This window comes from Pseudomonas frederiksbergensis (genome assembly GCF_001952935.1).
GTDB classification, from domain to species: Bacteria; Pseudomonadota; Gammaproteobacteria; order Pseudomonadales; family Pseudomonadaceae; genus Aquipseudomonas; species Aquipseudomonas frederiksbergensis.
Genome location: NZ_CP018319.1, coordinates 824,175 through 841,673, shown reverse-complemented (window position 1 = coordinate 841,673; position 17,499 = coordinate 824,175). Strand labels below are relative to the sequence as shown.

9 protein-coding genes and 3 rRNA genes are annotated in these 17,499 nt (G+C 56.4%); 8 read left to right on the top strand and 4 right to left on the bottom strand.

What is annotated here, in order from left to right:
• Window positions 1–393: 393 nt before the first annotated feature.
• From PFAS1_RS04210 to PFAS1_RS04195, 4 genes are all read left to right on the top strand, one after another.
• Window positions 394–1,932, top strand: a 16S ribosomal RNA gene (locus PFAS1_RS04210).
• Window positions 1,933–2,246: 314 nt separating this feature from the next.
• Window positions 2,247–5,138 (top strand): 23S ribosomal RNA (locus PFAS1_RS04205).
• A 169-nt stretch (window positions 5,139–5,307) separates the two neighbouring features.
• Window positions 5,308–5,423, top strand: a 5S ribosomal RNA gene (gene rrf, locus PFAS1_RS04200).
• Together the 16S, 23S and 5S rRNA genes form the textbook arrangement of a ribosomal RNA operon.
• A gap of 190 nt (window positions 5,424–5,613) precedes the next feature.
• On the top strand, window positions 5,614–6,153 hold the full coding sequence (locus PFAS1_RS04195; RefSeq protein WP_076028307.1) for a hypothetical protein: 540 nt from the start codon (window positions 5,614–5,616) through the stop codon (window positions 6,151–6,153).
• 7 nt (window positions 6,154–6,160) lie between these two features.
• Here the strand turns inward: PFAS1_RS04195 and PFAS1_RS04190 are convergent, their stop codons facing one another.
• Window positions 6,161–10,297, bottom strand: coding sequence for a CheR family methyltransferase (locus PFAS1_RS04190; protein ID WP_076028306.1), 4,137 nt, complete (start codon window positions 10,295–10,297; stop codon window positions 6,161–6,163).
• A 245-nt stretch (window positions 10,298–10,542) separates the two neighbouring features.
• Between PFAS1_RS04190 and PFAS1_RS04185 the strand changes: the two genes are divergently transcribed.
• The 4 genes from PFAS1_RS04185 to PFAS1_RS04170 all read left to right on the top strand — a co-directional run bounded on the left by PFAS1_RS04185 (window position 10,543) and on the right by PFAS1_RS04170 (window position 15,721).
• Entirely contained in the window at window positions 10,543–12,147 is a 1,605-nt protein-coding gene (locus PFAS1_RS04185; protein WP_076028305.1) for a tetratricopeptide repeat-containing response regulator, read from the top strand.
• Window positions 12,144–12,836, top strand: coding sequence for a sensor histidine kinase (locus PFAS1_RS04180; RefSeq protein ID WP_074879187.1), 693 nt, complete (start codon window positions 12,144–12,146; stop codon window positions 12,834–12,836). The genes PFAS1_RS04185 and PFAS1_RS04180 overlap by 4 nt, the downstream gene beginning before the upstream one ends.
• 201 nt (window positions 12,837–13,037) lie before the next feature.
• Complete coding sequence (locus PFAS1_RS04175) at window positions 13,038–14,279, top strand: glutamine synthetase family protein (protein ID WP_198044969.1); 1,242 nt, start codon at window positions 13,038–13,040, stop codon at window positions 14,277–14,279.
• 71 nt (window positions 14,280–14,350) lie between these two features.
• Window positions 14,351–15,721 (top strand): MFS transporter, encoded by a 1,371-nt coding sequence (locus PFAS1_RS04170; protein ID WP_076028303.1) that lies wholly within the window; start codon window positions 14,351–14,353, stop codon window positions 15,719–15,721.
• A gap of 72 nt (window positions 15,722–15,793) precedes the next feature.
• Here PFAS1_RS04170 and PFAS1_RS04165 read toward each other — a convergent pair whose 3' ends face one another.
• From PFAS1_RS04165 to flgM, 3 genes are all read right to left on the bottom strand, one after another.
• Entirely contained in the window at window positions 15,794–16,540 is a 747-nt protein-coding gene (locus PFAS1_RS04165) for a flagellar brake protein (RefSeq protein WP_076028302.1), read from the bottom strand.
• A gap of 92 nt (window positions 16,541–16,632) precedes the next feature.
• Complete coding sequence (locus PFAS1_RS04160) at window positions 16,633–17,100, bottom strand: flagella synthesis protein FlgN (protein WP_074879179.1); 468 nt, start codon at window positions 17,098–17,100, stop codon at window positions 16,633–16,635.
• 48 nt (window positions 17,101–17,148) lie between these two features.
• Window positions 17,149–17,475, bottom strand: a complete 327-nt coding sequence (flgM, locus tag PFAS1_RS04155; RefSeq protein ID WP_076028301.1) for a flagellar biosynthesis anti-sigma factor FlgM — start codon at window positions 17,473–17,475, stop codon at window positions 17,149–17,151.
• Between the last annotated feature and the right edge of the window lie 24 nt (window positions 17,476–17,499).

Here is a 17,499-nt window from a genome sequence, read left to right as displayed (position 1 = left end):
CCTTGGATGTTGTCACGGCGACGCCTCAAGCTATTTGATAAAAAAATTTGGGTGGGGGTTGACCGAGTAATTTAATCCTGTACTATTCGCCTCCCGCTAACGAGCAGCTTGATGTTGCTTTTAGTCGTAAGTAATTGATTTGATTAAAAAATCATGAGCTTTTAAGGTTGCTACTTGAGGATGTGTGCTGTACAGTGCGCACCTCGGTTGAGACGAAAGATCTTAACCAGCCGCTCTTTAACAACTGAATCAAGCAATTCGTGTGGGTGCTTGTGGAGTCAGACTGATAGTCAACAAGATTATCAGCATCACAAGTTACTCCGCGAGAAATCAAAGATGTAACCAACGATTGCTGAGCCAAGTTTAGGGTTTCTTAAAAACCCAAAGATGTTTGAACTGAAGAGTTTGATCATGGCTCAGATTGAACGCTGGCGGCAGGCCTAACACATGCAAGTCGAGCGGCAGCACGGGTACTTGTACCTGGTGGCGAGCGGCGGACGGGTGAGTAATGCCTAGGAATCTGCCTGGTAGTGGGGGATAACGCTCGGAAACGGACGCTAATACCGCATACGTCCTACGGGAGAAAGCAGGGGACCTTCGGGCCTTGCGCTATCAGATGAGCCTAGGTCGGATTAGCTAGTTGGTGAGGTAATGGCTCACCAAGGCGACGATCCGTAACTGGTCTGAGAGGATGATCAGTCACACTGGAACTGAGACACGGTCCAGACTCCTACGGGAGGCAGCAGTGGGGAATATTGGACAATGGGCGAAAGCCTGATCCAGCCATGCCGCGTGTGTGAAGAAGGTCTTCGGATTGTAAAGCACTTTAAGTTGGGAGGAAGGGCATTTACCTAATACGTAAGTGTTTTGACGTTACCGACAGAATAAGCACCGGCTAACTCTGTGCCAGCAGCCGCGGTAATACAGAGGGTGCAAGCGTTAATCGGAATTACTGGGCGTAAAGCGCGCGTAGGTGGTTCGTTAAGTTGGATGTGAAATCCCCGGGCTCAACCTGGGAACTGCATTCAAAACTGTCGAGCTAGAGTATGGTAGAGGGTGGTGGAATTTCCTGTGTAGCGGTGAAATGCGTAGATATAGGAAGGAACACCAGTGGCGAAGGCGACCACCTGGACTGATACTGACACTGAGGTGCGAAAGCGTGGGGAGCAAACAGGATTAGATACCCTGGTAGTCCACGCCGTAAACGATGTCAACTAGCCGTTGGGAGCCTTGAGCTCTTAGTGGCGCAGCTAACGCATTAAGTTGACCGCCTGGGGAGTACGGCCGCAAGGTTAAAACTCAAATGAATTGACGGGGGCCCGCACAAGCGGTGGAGCATGTGGTTTAATTCGAAGCAACGCGAAGAACCTTACCAGGCCTTGACATCCAATGAACTTTCCAGAGATGGATTGGTGCCTTCGGGAACATTGAGACAGGTGCTGCATGGCTGTCGTCAGCTCGTGTCGTGAGATGTTGGGTTAAGTCCCGTAACGAGCGCAACCCTTGTCCTTAGTTACCAGCACGTTAAGGTGGGCACTCTAAGGAGACTGCCGGTGACAAACCGGAGGAAGGTGGGGATGACGTCAAGTCATCATGGCCCTTACGGCCTGGGCTACACACGTGCTACAATGGTCGGTACAGAGGGTTGCCAAGCCGCGAGGTGGAGCTAATCCCAGAAAACCGATCGTAGTCCGGATCGCAGTCTGCAACTCGACTGCGTGAAGTCGGAATCGCTAGTAATCGCGAATCAGAATGTCGCGGTGAATACGTTCCCGGGCCTTGTACACACCGCCCGTCACACCATGGGAGTGGGTTGCACCAGAAGTAGCTAGTCTAACCTTCGGGAGGACGGTTACCACGGTGTGATTCATGACTGGGGTGAAGTCGTAACAAGGTAGCCGTAGGGGAACCTGCGGCTGGATCACCTCCTTAATCGACGACATCAGCTGCTCCATAAGTTCCCACACGAATTGCTTGATTCATTGAAGAAGACGAGAAGCCAGCCAGTACGGTGGCAGTTGTCGTTAGAGTTTAGAAATGAATATTCCGGTGTGAATATTGATTTCTAGTCTTTGATTAGATCGTTCTTTAAAAATTTGGGTATGTGATAGAAAGATAGACTGGACGTTACTTTCACTGGTAACGGATCAGGCTAAGGTAAAATTTGTGAGTTGCTCTTTGGAGCAAGAATCGAATTTTCGGCGAATGTCGTCTTCACAGTATAACCAGATTGCTTGGGGTTATATGGTCAAGTGAAGAAGCGCATACGGTGGATGCCTTGGCAGTCAGAGGCGATGAAAGACGTGGTAGCCTGCGAAAAGCTTCGGGGAGTCGGCAAACAGACTTTGATCCGGAGATGTCTGAATGGGGGAACCCAGCCATCATAAGATGGTTATCTTAAGCTGAATACATAGGCTTAAGAGGCGAACCAGGGGAACTGAAACATCTAAGTACCCTGAGGAAAAGAAATCAACCGAGATTCCCTTAGTAGTGGCGAGCGAACGGGGACTAGCCCTTAAGTGGCTTTGAGATTAGCGGAACGTTCTGGAAAGTACGGCCATAGTGGGTGATAGCCCTGTACGCGAAAATCTCTTAGTCATGAAATCGAGTAGGACGGAGCACGAGAAACTTTGTCTGAATATGGGGGGACCATCCTCCAAGGCTAAATACTACTGACTGACCGATAGTGAACTAGTACCGTGAGGGAAAGGCGAAAAGAACCCCGGAGAGGGGAGTGAAATAGATCCTGAAACCGTATGCGTACAAGCAGTGGGAGCCCACTTTGTTGGGTGACTGCGTACCTTTTGTATAATGGGTCAGCGACTTATTTTCAGTGGCGAGCTTAACCGAATAGGGGAGGCGTAGCGAAAGCGAGTCTTAATAGGGCGTCTAGTCGCTGGGAATAGACCCGAAACCGGGCGATCTATCCATGGGCAGGTTGAAGGTTGGGTAACACTAACTGGAGGACCGAACCGACTACCGTTGAAAAGTTAGCGGATGACCTGTGGATCGGAGTGAAAGGCTAATCAAGCTCGGAGATAGCTGGTTCTCCTCGAAAGCTATTTAGGTAGCGCCTCATGTATCACTGTAGGGGGTAGAGCACTGTTTCGGCTAGGGGGTCATCCCGACTTACCAAACCGATGCAAACTCCGAATACCTACAAGTGCCGAGCATGGGAGACACACGGCGGGTGCTAACGTCCGTCGTGAAAAGGGAAACAACCCAGACCGTCAGCTAAGGTCCCAAAGTTATGGTTAAGTGGGAAACGATGTGGGAAGGCTTAGACAGCTAGGAGGTTGGCTTAGAAGCAGCCACCCTTTAAAGAAAGCGTAATAGCTCACTAGTCGAGTCGGCCTGCGCGGAAGATGTAACGGGGCTCAAACCATACACCGAAGCTACGGGTATCACTTAGGTGATGCGGTAGAGGAGCGTTCTGTAAGCCTGTGAAGGTGAGTTGAGAAGCTTGCTGGAGGTATCAGAAGTGCGAATGCTGACATGAGTAACGACAATGGGTGTGAAAAACACCCACGCCGAAAGACCAAGGTTTCCTGCGCAACGTTAATCGACGCAGGGTTAGTCGGTCCCTAAGGCGAGGCTGAAAAGCGTAGTCGATGGAAAACAGGTTAATATTCCTGTACTTCTGGTTATTGCGATGGAGGGACGGAGAAGGCTAGGCCAGCTTGGCGTTGGTTGTCCAAGTTTAAGGTGGTAGGCTGGAATCTTAGGTAAATCCGGGATTTCAAGGCCGAGAGCTGATGACGAGTTACCCTTTGGGTGACGAAGTGGTTGATGCCATGCTTCCAAGAAAAGCTTCTAAGCTTCAGGTAACCAGGAACCGTACCCCAAACCGACACAGGTGGTTGGGTAGAGAATACCAAGGCGCTTGAGAGAACTCGGGTGAAGGAACTAGGCAAAATGGCACCGTAACTTCGGGAGAAGGTGCGCCGGTGAGGGTGAAGCATTTACTGCGTAAGCCCATGCCGGTCGAAGATACCAGGCCGCTGCGACTGTTTATTAAAAACACAGCACTCTGCAAACACGAAAGTGGACGTATAGGGTGTGACGCCTGCCCGGTGCCGGAAGGTTAATTGATGGGGTTAGCTAACGCGAAGCTCTTGATCGAAGCCCCGGTAAACGGCGGCCGTAACTATAACGGTCCTAAGGTAGCGAAATTCCTTGTCGGGTAAGTTCCGACCTGCACGAATGGCGTAACGATGGCGGCGCTGTCTCCACCCGAGACTCAGTGAAATTGAAATCGCTGTGAAGATGCAGTGTATCCGCGGCTAGACGGAAAGACCCCGTGAACCTTTACTATAGCTTTGCACTGGACTTTGAATTTGCTTGTGTAGGATAGGTGGGAGGCTTTGAAGCGTGGACGCCAGTTCGCGTGGAGCCAACCTTGAAATACCACCCTGGCAACTTTGAGGTTCTAACTCAGGTCCGTTATCCGGATCGAGGACAGTGTATGGTGGGTAGTTTGACTGGGGCGGTCTCCTCCTAAAGAGTAACGGAGGAGTACGAAGGTGCGCTCAGACCGGTCGGAAATCGGTCGTAGAGTATAAAGGCAAAAGCGCGCTTGACTGCGAGACAGACACGTCGAGCAGGTACGAAAGTAGGTCTTAGTGATCCGGTGGTTCTGTATGGAAGGGCCATCGCTCAACGGATAAAAGGTACTCCGGGGATAACAGGCTGATACCGCCCAAGAGTTCATATCGACGGCGGTGTTTGGCACCTCGATGTCGGCTCATCACATCCTGGGGCTGAAGCCGGTCCCAAGGGTATGGCTGTTCGCCATTTAAAGTGGTACGCGAGCTGGGTTTAGAACGTCGTGAGACAGTTCGGTCCCTATCTGCCGTGGACGTTTGAGATTTGAGAGGGGCTGCTCCTAGTACGAGAGGACCGGAGTGGACGAACCTCTGGTGTTCCGGTTGTCACGCCAGTGGCATTGCCGGGTAGCTATGTTCGGAATAGATAACCGCTGAAAGCATCTAAGCGGGAAACTAGCCTCAAGATGAGATCTCACTGGGACCTTGAGTCCCCTGAAGGGCCGTCGAAGACTACGACGTTGATAGGTTGGGTGTGTAAGCGCTGTGAGGCGTTGAGCTAACCAATACTAATTGCCCGTGAGGCTTGACCATATAACACCCAAGCAATTTGCATGCTTCGAGCTGAAAGGCGAAAGGGCACCAGATTGCGGTGTGTGAAGACGATACATGTCGAAAGTTCGAATCGAAACACACAAATCTATCGCATACCCATTCGCTGGAGCGTGAACCTGCAAAGGCCCACGACCTGGCTACCGAATTTCTTGACGACCATAGAGCATTGGAACCACCTGATCCCATCCCGAACTCAGCAGTGAAACGATGCATCGCCGATGGTAGTGTGGGGTTTCCCCATGTGAGAGTAGGTCATCGTCAAGATTAAATTCCGAAACCCCTATCTGCGTATGCAGGTAGGGGTTTTGTTTTTGTCCTCGAAAAAACACCAGTGTGCCAGTGGTTTTGCTCCAGCTATCGGTTGCTCTTTCTACGGCCTAACCACCCGACGATCTACATGGAAAGTCTGACATTGCTGTGCCTTACTCCAGACACAACTCATGGGGCGACGTCGATGCGGCGAAGAGGCGCAAAATTCTGGTTATGGACCAACACGCAATTACCCCTTCATACGCATGAAGAGGTACTCAGCAATGGGCTGCACATCGAGGTGCAGACGCGTGTCAGCCATGAAGGGGTTGTCCAGGTGTTTATAGGCGTCTACGGCACCAATGGTTGGGCGGTTTGCGAGGAGTTTCATGACCGACACGCCGAGGAGCATTACTGCACGGCGTTGAAGTGGGGCGCTCAGCGGGCGAGGCAGATTGTCGCGGACACCCAGGAGTTTGTTGCGCCGCATCGCGTGCAGTTGACCTTGAGTCCTGTGATTACCGATGAGCCGGAATTGGCTCTGCGACGGATGGAAATGACCGAGCGCGAGTCTTTGAAACTCAGGTCCGCAGATGCCTGGTCGGAGTACATGGCTGCCAAGGCAGCCATGCTGGAGCTGATGCGTTCAACCAAAGTCGACCCCAAGGTCTGGGCTGATCACAAGGAGCGGCTCAGGCAAGCCATCGATCGACGAGCCTGCGTGCAACGGGCGTATCTGCGCTGACCCTGCCTCAGGTCTGGGAGCGTCGCAGATTCTCAATGGTTTCGATCAGATCATCGTAGGACACCGGTTTTCCAATGTGCTGGTCAAAGCCCGATTGCCGTGATTTTTGAATGTCGCTGTGAGCGCCATAGCCCGTCAGTGCAATGGCCGGCACATCCTTGACCAGCGGCAACTGACGCAATGCGCTCATCAGCTCGTGACCGTTCATGATCGGCATGCCCAAGTCAGAAATGATCAGGTCGAAGCGCGTGCTTTTTGCCGCATCCAAAGCCGCCACCGGACGGTCGAACGCAATCACTTGCGCGTCTTCCATTTCCAGCAGCATTTTCAAGGTTTCCAGTACATCGGCGGAGTCGTCGACCAGCAAGATCGTCAAGCCGCTCAGCCTGCCAGAGGATTCTTCGATCTGAGTCGGGGATTGCGGCTCATCCTTGGAATGGGCCAAGGGCAGGTAAACCGTGAAGGTACAACCTGTTCCCACCCCGGCAGAGCTCACCTCAACCGTTCCCCGCTGGGCCTCGGTCAGTTGGCGGACCAGTGACAGGCCGATCCCCAGCCCTTCACGATTGTGGTTGATGTGCTGTTTTTCAGCCTGGCCGAACAGGTCAAACACGTGATCGAGGTTCTCGGGTGCGATGCCTGCTCCGTTGTCTTTGACGTCCAGCCGCGCCATGTTTCCAGCCTGGCTGGCGATCAATTGCACGTGGCCGTTGGAGGGCGTGAATTTCAGCGCGTTATTCACCAGGTTCCAGATGATTTGCTCCAGGCGCGTCGGGTCGGCATGGACCATCAAGGCGCCTGAAGGCACGTGCAGTTCGACTGTGGCGTCGTGTCGGTCGCTGAGCACGACAGCATGAATGTCGCGCAAGACACTGACCAGATCGACGGCGATGGATTTCAGTTTGAGTTTGCCGGTTCGGACCCGGGCGACATCCAGCAGGTCATCGATGATCCTTGCCTGGCTGTTGACGGCATCGCAGATGGTGTTGACGGCCTTGGCGGCCGGCGCAACCGATTTGGTGACCGGCAAGCGACGCAGCAGTTCTGCATTGAGCTGAATCAGGTTCAACGGATGCTTGAGTTCGTGGGACATGACCGCGAAGAATTCATCCTTGAGGTAATTGGTGTTGCGCGTTTCGGCCAGTTGTTGGCTCTGTTCTTCATGCTGGCGTTTATGGCCGGTCAGGTCGCGGGCGATTTTGACGTAGCCTTTGAGATTGTCGCCGCTAAGCAAGGTCACCTCGCCGCTGCAAAAGAAGCGGTTGCCATCCTTGCGCACGTGCCATCGCTCATCTTCGCTGCGACCGTGGGTGCGCACCGCCAGCAATTCGTTTTCAGGCACGCCGGACGCACGATCCTCAGGCGAGAAAATGAAGTCGTAATAGGCGCCCTCGGCCTCGGCCTTGCTGTAGCCGAAGATCAATTCGGCGCCTTTGTTCCAGGTGGTGATCACACCCTGCTCATCAAGGGTAATGATGGCGTAGTCGCGAGTGCTTTCAGCGACCAGGCGCATGCGTTCTTCGCCCAGCCGCAACTCTTCTTCAGCCGCCCGTCGTTTGGTGATGTCGATGAACGTCAGCACGGTGCCGTCGATGTGGTCTTCGCTGGAACGATAGGGCAGCAGGCGGGCGATGTACCAGCGATTGTCGGTGCTGCTGACTTCGCGTTCGATCATGTTCAGCGATTCGAACACTTGCGCCGCGTCTGCGACGATTTCCTCGTAATGCAGGCGATGGGTAATGTCGAGCAAGGAGCGCCCGGTATCCACCGGTAACATGCTGAAGATGTCAGTGGCACGCGGAGTGAACCACTTGATGCGCATGCTGCGATCGACAAACACCGTGGCGATGTCGGTGGAGGCAATCAGGTTGGTCAGGTAGTCGTTGATCTTGTCGGTTTCTTCGACTTTGGTTTTCAGTTCGTAGTTGACCGTCAACAGCTCTTCGTTGATCGACTGCAGCTCTTCCTTGCTGGTTTCCAGTTCTTCAGTGGCCGAACGCAGTTCTTCGTTGATGGCCTGCATTTCTTCATTGGAAGCCTTGAGCTCTTCGCTGGAGACTTCCGATTGTTCGATGGTGTCCTGCAGGTGCAATTTGGTGCGTTGCAGTTCGCGCTCAAGGTTGGACAGCACTTGGCTTTCAGTCTGTAGCACGGTGGTGGCCGCCCGTTCGGCAGGGTCGACCTCGACTTCCTCGAAAATCACCAGGACGTACTCGCCGTCCGAATCTTCATCCTTGTAGGGATGTGCGACCAGATCAATCAGGTAACTGCGCTTGTCACGCTTGATCGGTACCTCGCGGGACTTGACCGGCAAGCCACTCTGCTGGACCTGGAACAGCGTGGTGCGGATTTCCAGGCGCAGTTCCGGAAGAATCAGCGTCAGCAAGTTACGCGACAACTCGCCGCCAACATGACGCAGGAAACGCCCGGCACTCTCGCTCATGTGCAGGATGTCGGCGTTGGCATCGACGATCACGCTTGGTGGTGCGGACTGTTCGAGGGCGCGTTGATGGATATCGGCGAATGACAGTTTGCGAGGCGCGCTGCTTTGCGGGACCTGTTGGGAAGTGTTGGTCCGCACATAGCCTCCACGCGGCATGGTTGGTGTGCGCCGACTGTTGGCCGTGCCGGTCTTGGCGCGGAAAATCCGGTTGCGTTTATCCACCGGTGCGAACAATTCGTGGCAGGCGTCCGCGCTCTCGGAAGAACCGAGGAACAGGAAACCGCCGGGACGCAGGGCAAAGTGGAACATCTGGAGGATTTCGCGTTGCACTTCGCGATCCAGATAGATCAACAGGTTGCGGCAAACGATCAGGTCGATCTGCGAGAAAGGCGGGTCGGACAACAGGCTGTGCTTGGCGAACAAGACCTTTTCGCGGATTTCCTTGCGAATCCGATAATGATCGTCTTCCTTGATGAAGTAGTGGCGCAGCCGCGAGGGTGGCACATCGGTGACAATCGCCTGTGGATACAGGCCGGCCCGGCCGATGCTGATGGCGCGTTCGTCGATGTCGGTGGCGAACAGCTGCATCGACGCCGCACTGGCGTCCAGTTGCAATTGATCGTTGAGCAGCATTGCCAGACTGTAGGCTTCTTCGCCTGTGGAGCAGCCCGCGGACCAGACCCGGATTTCTTCTTTCTCGGGTTGAGAGGACGCGACAGCGCTGACCAGTTGCGGCACAACATCCCGCTCCAGGGCTTCGAAAGCCTCTCTGTCACGGAAGAAGTTGGTCACGCCGATCAGCATGTCGCCCAGCAGTGCCTTGGTTTCTTCGGGATTGTGTTGCAGATACTGGTAATAGGCAGTCAGGTCGGGCTGGCCGGCGACCTGCATGCGGCGTTCGATCCGGCGCAACACGGTGGCGCGTTTGTAGTGTTTGAAGTCATGGCCGGTACCCGTGCGCAACTGGATCAGGATGTCGCGCAGGACCTGTTCGGAAAGTGCCGCGTCACGCTCGGACACCATAGCGATGGTTTGCAGTTCCGGATCGTCGGCGATGGGTAAAGTGATTTCCTTGGAGTTGCGCCATAGCTCCAGCAGTTTTTGCGGCATTTCCACCACGGGCAGCACCAGGTCAACCATGCGGGTTTCGATGGCGGCGCAAGGCATGCCATCGAATTCGGCGTCTTCCGGTGCCTGGGCCAATGTGATGCCACCTTGTTCCTTGATCCGTGACAAGCCAACTGCGCCGTCGGAGCCTGTACCCGACAACACTAGACAGAAGGCGCGCTCGCGGTGCACATCGGCCAGATCGCGGAAAAACAGATCAATGGACGCGTGGCGACCTTCGCGCGGGTCTGTGGCGCTGACCTCCAGAAAGCCATCGTTCATTGCCAGCCGTTGCGCCGGTGAAATGACGTACACCCGGTTTTTCTCGATGGCCACCGTTTCGGTCACTTGCAGAACCGGCATTTTGGTCGATTCCTGGATGATCTTGTCAGCGATGCTCTGGTGATCGGGCGACAGATGGAGAATGATCACGAACGCCATGCCATTGTCTTGAGGCATGTTTTCAAAGAACAATTTGATCGCTTGCAGCCCGCCTGCCGACGCACCGATGCCCACCACCGGAAAGTCCAGGGTGCTGGGGATCCGGGCCTTTCGCTCGGAAGTGGTCTCCGGGCGCTTGGGTTTGGTGGTCATGACTTTGGCCTTTAGCTACGACGTAGAGCGTGTTAATTGCAAGCGACAGGAAGCGCAGTTCAATAAGTCAGGATAATCCCGTTTTTCAATAACACCTTCAAATATTTAGCGCGCCATGGGAGGCGCTCATAAACTCTTTGACCGCCAAATGAGCGATTGCACTCCCGTTACTTCAAGTGAATGCCTGTTCTGGCCGATAACCCGAACAATCATGGTCTTATTCTTAAATTGCCTGGAAATCTTCGATGCTGTCGTATCACCAAAAGCGCTTTTTGATCGTCGATGATTTCTCGGATTTTCGCAGTTCCGTCAGGTCCATGCTGCGCGAGCTGGGCGTCAAGGATGTCGACACCGCCGACACCGGTGAACAGGCGCTGCGGATGTGTTCGCAGAAGGCCTACGATTTCATCCTGCAGGACTTTCACCTGGGCGATGGCAAGAAGAACGGCCAGCAGGTGCTCGAGGACCTGATGATCGAGAAGCTGATCAGCCATGAGGCCGTGTTCGTCATGGTCACCGCCGAGACCAGTCAGGCAATGGTGCTCAGTGCGTTGGAACACGAACCCGATGCGTACCTGACCAAGCCGTTCAACCGTTCCGGCCTGGCTCAACGCCTGGAGCGGCTGGAGCAACGCAAGACCTTGCTCAAGCCGATTTTGCAGGCCCTTGACCGGGGCAAGCCGGTTGAAGTGCTCAATGCCTGCATTGCCCTGTGCAAGCAAGACATCCGCTATTCGCCGTTGTGCCTGCGCTACCGCGCCGATGCCTTGCGTGACCTGAATCAGAACGAGGCGCTGGAGCGACTCTACGACAGCATCATTGCCGATCGACCGTTGCCGTGGGCGTTTGCCGGCCTGGGCAAATTGCTGTTCAAGCGTGGCCAGGTCGCTCAGGCCAAAGGCGTGTATGAAAAAGCCCTGAAAGTGTTCCCGATGATGCCGGCGCTCTACGACGGCATGGCCGATGTGCTGGTCGCCGAAGGCGACACCAAGGCGGCCCAGCGTGTGCTGGAAGAGGCGATCCGCTTGTCGCCGCTGGCGGTGCGCCGGCAGGCGCTGCTGGGCAAGTTGGCGATGACCAACGAAGATTTCGACACCGCCTCCAAAGCCTATCGTCAGGCCGTGGCGCAGGGCGCGCAGTCACGTTTCAAGGATGCGGAGAGCAACCTTGGTCTGGCCCATGCCTTGATCAGTAAAGGCAGCGAAAAAGGTCTGGATACCCGGACTCGACTGGAAATCAACACGACGCTGAGTGCGGTGGCCAAGGAAAACCCTTCCGACCCGGGTCTGCAGATTCGCGCGCGCTTGATGAAAGCCACCAGCCTGCTGCTCAACGATGCCGAAACCGCCGAGAAGCTCACCGAGCAAGCGATGATGCGCCTCGATGGCATGGAACAGTTCATGAGCGCCGAAGCGGCGCTGCTGGTGGCCAAGCAACTGCAGATGCTCGGCCAGGCCAGCGCCGGTGCCTCGATGCTGAAAAACTGCGCGGAAATCTACGGCGACGACCCGACGGTGATGAAGGGCATCGCCAAGTTGACCGACGATCCGGCCATCCTCAACTCCGGCAACGCCGCAGCCGACCTCAACCGTCAGGGCGTGCGGGTGTACAAGACCGGCAATCTGGTGGAGGCGCGGCAGGTGTTCCGCAAAGCCCTGGCGCTGCAACCGAAGAACATCAGCATCGCGCTGAACATGGCGCAGTCGCTGCTGCACGGCACCGACACCAGTGTTCCTTCGGCGGAGCTGGAGGAATGTCGGACGTGCCTGAAAATGGTCGGCCTGATGCCGGACACGGATGCGCGTTTCCCCCGTTATCAGAAGTTGCGAAGCAAGGCGTTTGGCGAATGAACAACAGCGAACAGGCACTCGATTTTTCCACGGTGATTGCCTCCACCGTGCACGACATGAAGAACTCCCTGGCGATGCTGATGCAGGCCCACAGCCAATGGCTGGCGCGTTTGCCGGATCCGCAACAGCACACCCCGGAGCAGGGCGTGATCGAATTCGAGTTCGCACACCTCAATGGCATGCTCGTGCAGTTGCTGGGGCTGTACAAACTCGGGGTCAACCAGATGCCGTTGCAACCGGCCTACCATGAACTGGATGACTTCATCGAAGCGCAATTGGCCTGCCACCAGGACGTGTTCGCCAGTCGCGGCATCATCGCGACCTATGAAGTGGACCCACTGAGCCCTCTGGGTTTCTTCGATCGGGAGCTGATCGCTTCGGTGCTGGGCAACAGCATCAACAACGCCATCCGTTACGCCCGCCACGCAGTGTTGATCAGCGTCAGCGATGAAGCCGGGCAATTGGTGCTGACCGTCAACGACGATGGCGAGGGTTATCCACCCGAGATGATCGAGCGTCAGGCCGATTACGTGCAGGGCATCAACCACAGCAGCGGAAGCACTGGCCTGGGCCTGTACTTTGCCGGGCGGATTGCGGCACTTCATCAGCGCAACGGCGTGGGCGGTCGCACCGAAATCAGCAATGGCGGCTCGCTGGGCGGCGGGGTGTTCAGCCTTTACCTCCCCTGACGGGTCTTTTTGTTGGCCGCTGCTTGATATTCCGAACAGGCGGAGCCTATTTTGTTCGGGTCGCCGTTCGCGGCTTGCACAATAACAAAGGATTGCGTCATGACGACCGATGGCCATCGTTCACTCGCACAGCGATTGACGGGCATTGATGAGATTGAATGTGTCACGCCGGATTTGAATGGCGTACCCCGTGGCAAGGTAATGACTGCCGAAGGCTTTCTCGAGGGGCGGCGTTTGCAGATGGCGCGGGGAGTGCTGCTGCAATGCATCATGGGCGGATATCCGCCAGCGCGCTTTTACGGCAGCGATGATGGCGACCTGGCGCTGGTGCCCGACCCTGCACAGATCCATCGCTTGCCGTGGAGCCAGCAGCCGCGAGCCTTGGCCATTTGCGATGCGGACGAGCTGACGGGTGAAAGCTCGTCTCTGTCGACCCGCGGTCAACTCAAAGCCGTGATCGCGCGTTACGCGGCCCTCGGCCTGGCGCCGGTGGTGGCGACCGAGCTGGAATTTTTTGTCTTCGCGGCCAACACCGACCCGACCCAACCTTTTCAGCCGCCGCTCGGCCTGGACGGTCGTCGCGAGGACGGTCATTCGGCGTTCAGTATCAGTTCCAATAATGGTTTGCGGCCGTTCTTCAGTGAGGTCTACGCCTGCATGGCGGCCCTGGGCCTGCCGCGCGATACCTTCATGCACGAGATGGGCGTCAGCCAGTTCGAGATCAACCTGCTGCACGGCGATCCTCTGCTGTTGGCCGACCAGACACTGCTGTTCAAACATCTGCTTAAAGAAGTCGCGCTCAAGCATGGCCTGACCGTGGTTTGCATGGCCAAGCCGCTGGCGCACACGCCGGGCAGTTCGATGCATATTCACCAGAGCATCATCGAGATCGGCAGCGGGCGAAACGTGTTCAGCGACAAGGCGGGCGAGCCGACGGCGACCTTCCGTCATTTCATCGCGGGGCAGCAGGCCGGCATGGCGGATTTCACCGCATTGTTCGCACCGAACGTGAACTCGTATCAGCGCTTGTGCCATCCCTTCGCATCACCGAATAATGCCTGCTGGTCCCACGACAACCGGGCGGCCGGATTGCGTATCCCGGCCAGTTCACCCGCCGCTCGTCGGGTCGAAAACCGCTTGCCGGGGGCTGATGCAAATCCTTACCTGGCGATCGCCGCCAGCCTTGCCGCGGGGTTGCATGGCATTGAACACAAACTGGAGCCTGGCGAGCCGATCCAGGGCGAATTTGAAGTGCCGGACAATCTTTCGTTGCCGTGTACCTTGCATGCCGCTCTTGAACGTCTGAAACGTAGCCAATTGGCGATGGAACTGTTTGGCAAGGAGTTCATCGAAGGCTACATCGCCTCGAAGACCATGGAATTGACCAGCTTCCTTGATGAAATTACTCCCTGGGAACGGCGTGTTTTAGCGGCCCAGGCCTGACGATCCGTCGACATCAGGCTATCGTTTGTCGGTAGCCCGAAACTCACTGCAAGGAGCCGCTCGGAACGCCGATGCGCCAAATCTGGAAACCCTTTCGAGCGCTTTATTTTGCCTCGCTGATGATGTTGATCGGCTCTGGCCTGTTGAGCACTTACCTGGCCTTGCGCCTGGCTGCCGACAAGGTCGACAGCCTGTGGGTCGGTGCGTTGATGGCCGCCAACTATTGCGGCCTGGTGCTGGGTGGCAAGATCGGCCACCGGCTGATTGCCCGGGTCGGACATATTCGCGCCTATTCGGCCTGCGCCGGGATTGTCGGTGCGGCGGTGCTGGGTCATGGCCTGGTGGACTGGTTGCCGGCCTGGATCTTCCTGCGGGTCATCGTCGGCCTCGGCATGATGTGCCAATACATGGTCATTGAAAGCTGGCTCAATGAGCAGGCTGAAGCCTCGCAGCGCGGGACGGTGTTCAGCGGCTACATGATCGCCTCGTACCTGGGGCTGGTGTTGGGTCAGTTGATTCTGGTCATGCACCCGGCCCTGGGCCTTGAGTTGCTGATGCTGGTCGCCTTGTGCTTCGCGCTGTGCCTGGTGCCGGTGGCCCTGACCCGGCGGATTCACCCGGCACCGTTGCACCCGGCACCGATGGAGCCGCGGTTTTTCATCAAGCGCGTGCCGCAGTCGTTGAGCACGGTGCTGGGGGCAGGGCTGATCATCGGTTCGTTCTACGGTCTGGCACCGTTGTATGCCTCACAGCAGGGGTTGTCCACGGAGCAGGTCGGTCTGTTCATGGGTAGCTGCATTTTTGCGGGCTTGCTGGTGCAATGGCCTTTGGGCTGGCTGTCCGACCGTTATGACCGGGCGCTGTTGATCCGCTGTTTTGCCCTGGCCCTGGCGCTTACCGCGTTGCCGCTGGCCATCATGCAACAGGTACCGCTGGAGGTTTTGTTTATCACCGGGTTCTTCTGTTCGCTGGTGATGTTCTGCCTGTATCCGTTGGCGGTGGCGTTCTCCAACGACCACGTCGAGGGCGATCGCCGTGTGTCCCTGACGGCGATGCTGTTGGTGACCTACGGCGTCGGCGCCAGTATCGGACCGCTGGTGGCCGGGGTGCTGATGAAGCTGTTCGGCAGCCACATGCTCTATGCCTTCTTCAGTTTCTTCGCGTTGGTGCTGGTGTGGCGAATTCGTCCGAAAGCGGTGACCAACCTGCATGTGGTGGACGATGCGCCGCTGCATCACGTCGCCATGCCGGACAGTATGTCGAGTTCGCCGTTGGTGGCTTGCCTTGACCCGCGGGTCGATGAGCAGGTGGTTCAGGAGCAGATGCAGAACCCGATCAACCCTGAGCCGGACCCGGTACCTGAATCTGAGCCCGAAACCGATCCGCCGCAAGAAGACCCAGATACATCTCGCGAGCAAAGTTTCACCGAGGCGAGGCCATAACGCATAAAAACAACGCATAAAAAAACGGGCAGTCACCGCAAGGGACTGCCCGTTTTCTATTGAAGCGGCTTATTACATGTCGTCTTTGTCGAAGCGCCGCGCTTCGCGCTGCAGCTGATAGACGAACCGTTCGACTTGCCGCTGCACCAGCCCGCTCATGTTGTGAAAGCGTACGCCAGCGAAGGTGGTGGAGATCCTTTCTTCGAAGTGCAGGTAACGCAGCTCGACGGGGGCCGTCATGTTGCCAAAGGGCAGGGCGGCGATGAAGCGGTCATAGACCTGACCCAGTTGCAGGCTATCGGTGATGTCGCCTTCGAAGCGCAACTTGCAGCCGGTGGCAGAAATATCCAGGAGCTTGCCGCTGATCGGCGACTTGAGCTTTTCACCGCCCAGATCGACGTTGACCAGTTGTGCCAGCTTCAATGCTGCGCGGAATGCATTGCGACGCTGGTGGTAAACCACCTCGGCGGGCAGGGCGCCACGGTAGCAGCGACCGCCACCGGATTCGTCGATGGTCAATGGGCCGTTGCTTTCCCAGGCAATGCGCACGCCGTCGTGAAAGCCTTCGACCTTGAACGGTTCGCCGGCGAGCAGGAAGCGTTCACCATCGCGGGGAATCATTTCGTCCAGGGCAATCATGTTCCTGTCACGGTCGATGTCCACCAGATAACTCTGGAAGCGCTGGCTGCGCTCATGGAACGTGATGATCAGCGGATCATGGCTGTCTTGCAGCTGGCGCAGGGTGCCGGAGATTTCCAACGGCGTGGTGAGCACCTTGGGTGGCTGCGGAGCATCGTCCGCGCTTAAGGCATTGAACACGGTTCATCGATCTCCAGGCAAAAATATGACTACGGCTGGCCAGCATATTGCCAGCAGTTTGCGCGTCTTGATAGTGCGCGCTTTCAGCAGGCTCATGCCTGGCTGAGCGGGCGTGGCTTCGCAAGCATGGAGGTTGATCCGCGCGCATCGTAGAGCGCTGGCGGCTCGCCGCCGTTGAGGATTTTCAGCTGATTGGCCGTCGCGGCCTGTTGCACCAGGATCGACTGGCCATTCTTGACGTTGGCCGCCTGGCACTGAGCCAGAAGATCGGTCAATACATCGCTCTGTTCGAGCAACTGATCGCCAATGCTCGAATGGCTGGCAAGTTGCTCCAGGCCATCGCGATTGGTCGGCAGGTTGAGGCTGGCGAGGATTTCACTGCGCTTGCGGCCATGCTGATCGAGCAAAATGATCAATGCCTGTTTCTGCGCCAGAATCTCTTCGAGCAGAGGCATGTCGCGACCGTGCAAGGCGAGGGACTCGGTTTGCAGTAACTCCAGCAAGTGCTGTGCCGGAGCGAAATCGTCGGTGATCAGTTGCAGTAAATTAGTGTCGTGCATGGCTGGCCTTGGGTTTTAAGCGTCCAAAAGCCTGGCGCAGGCCTTGGCCTAGCGCTGGGCTTCGAAGTTGAGCAGTTTGCTGGCTACACGGTTGCTGTCGACTTTGTAGCTGCCATCGGCAATCGCTGCTTTCAACTCGGCCACGCGGGCGTTGTCGACGGCAGGCTGATCGCGCAGCTTGTCAGTGACCTTCTGCAACTGTTGAGCCTCATTGCTGAGATGTACCGACTCCCCGCTTTTGACGGTACTGGCCTGTTCGGCCGGGGTATTCAGCGGTGCGGGCTTGCCGGCTTCGGCAGTTTCCTTCGCGGCGCTGGTACGCGTACTACCGGTAAGTGACGAGGAACTGTTTAAACGGCTGAAATCGATGACCATGACAAAAAACCTCTGGGTATTTGG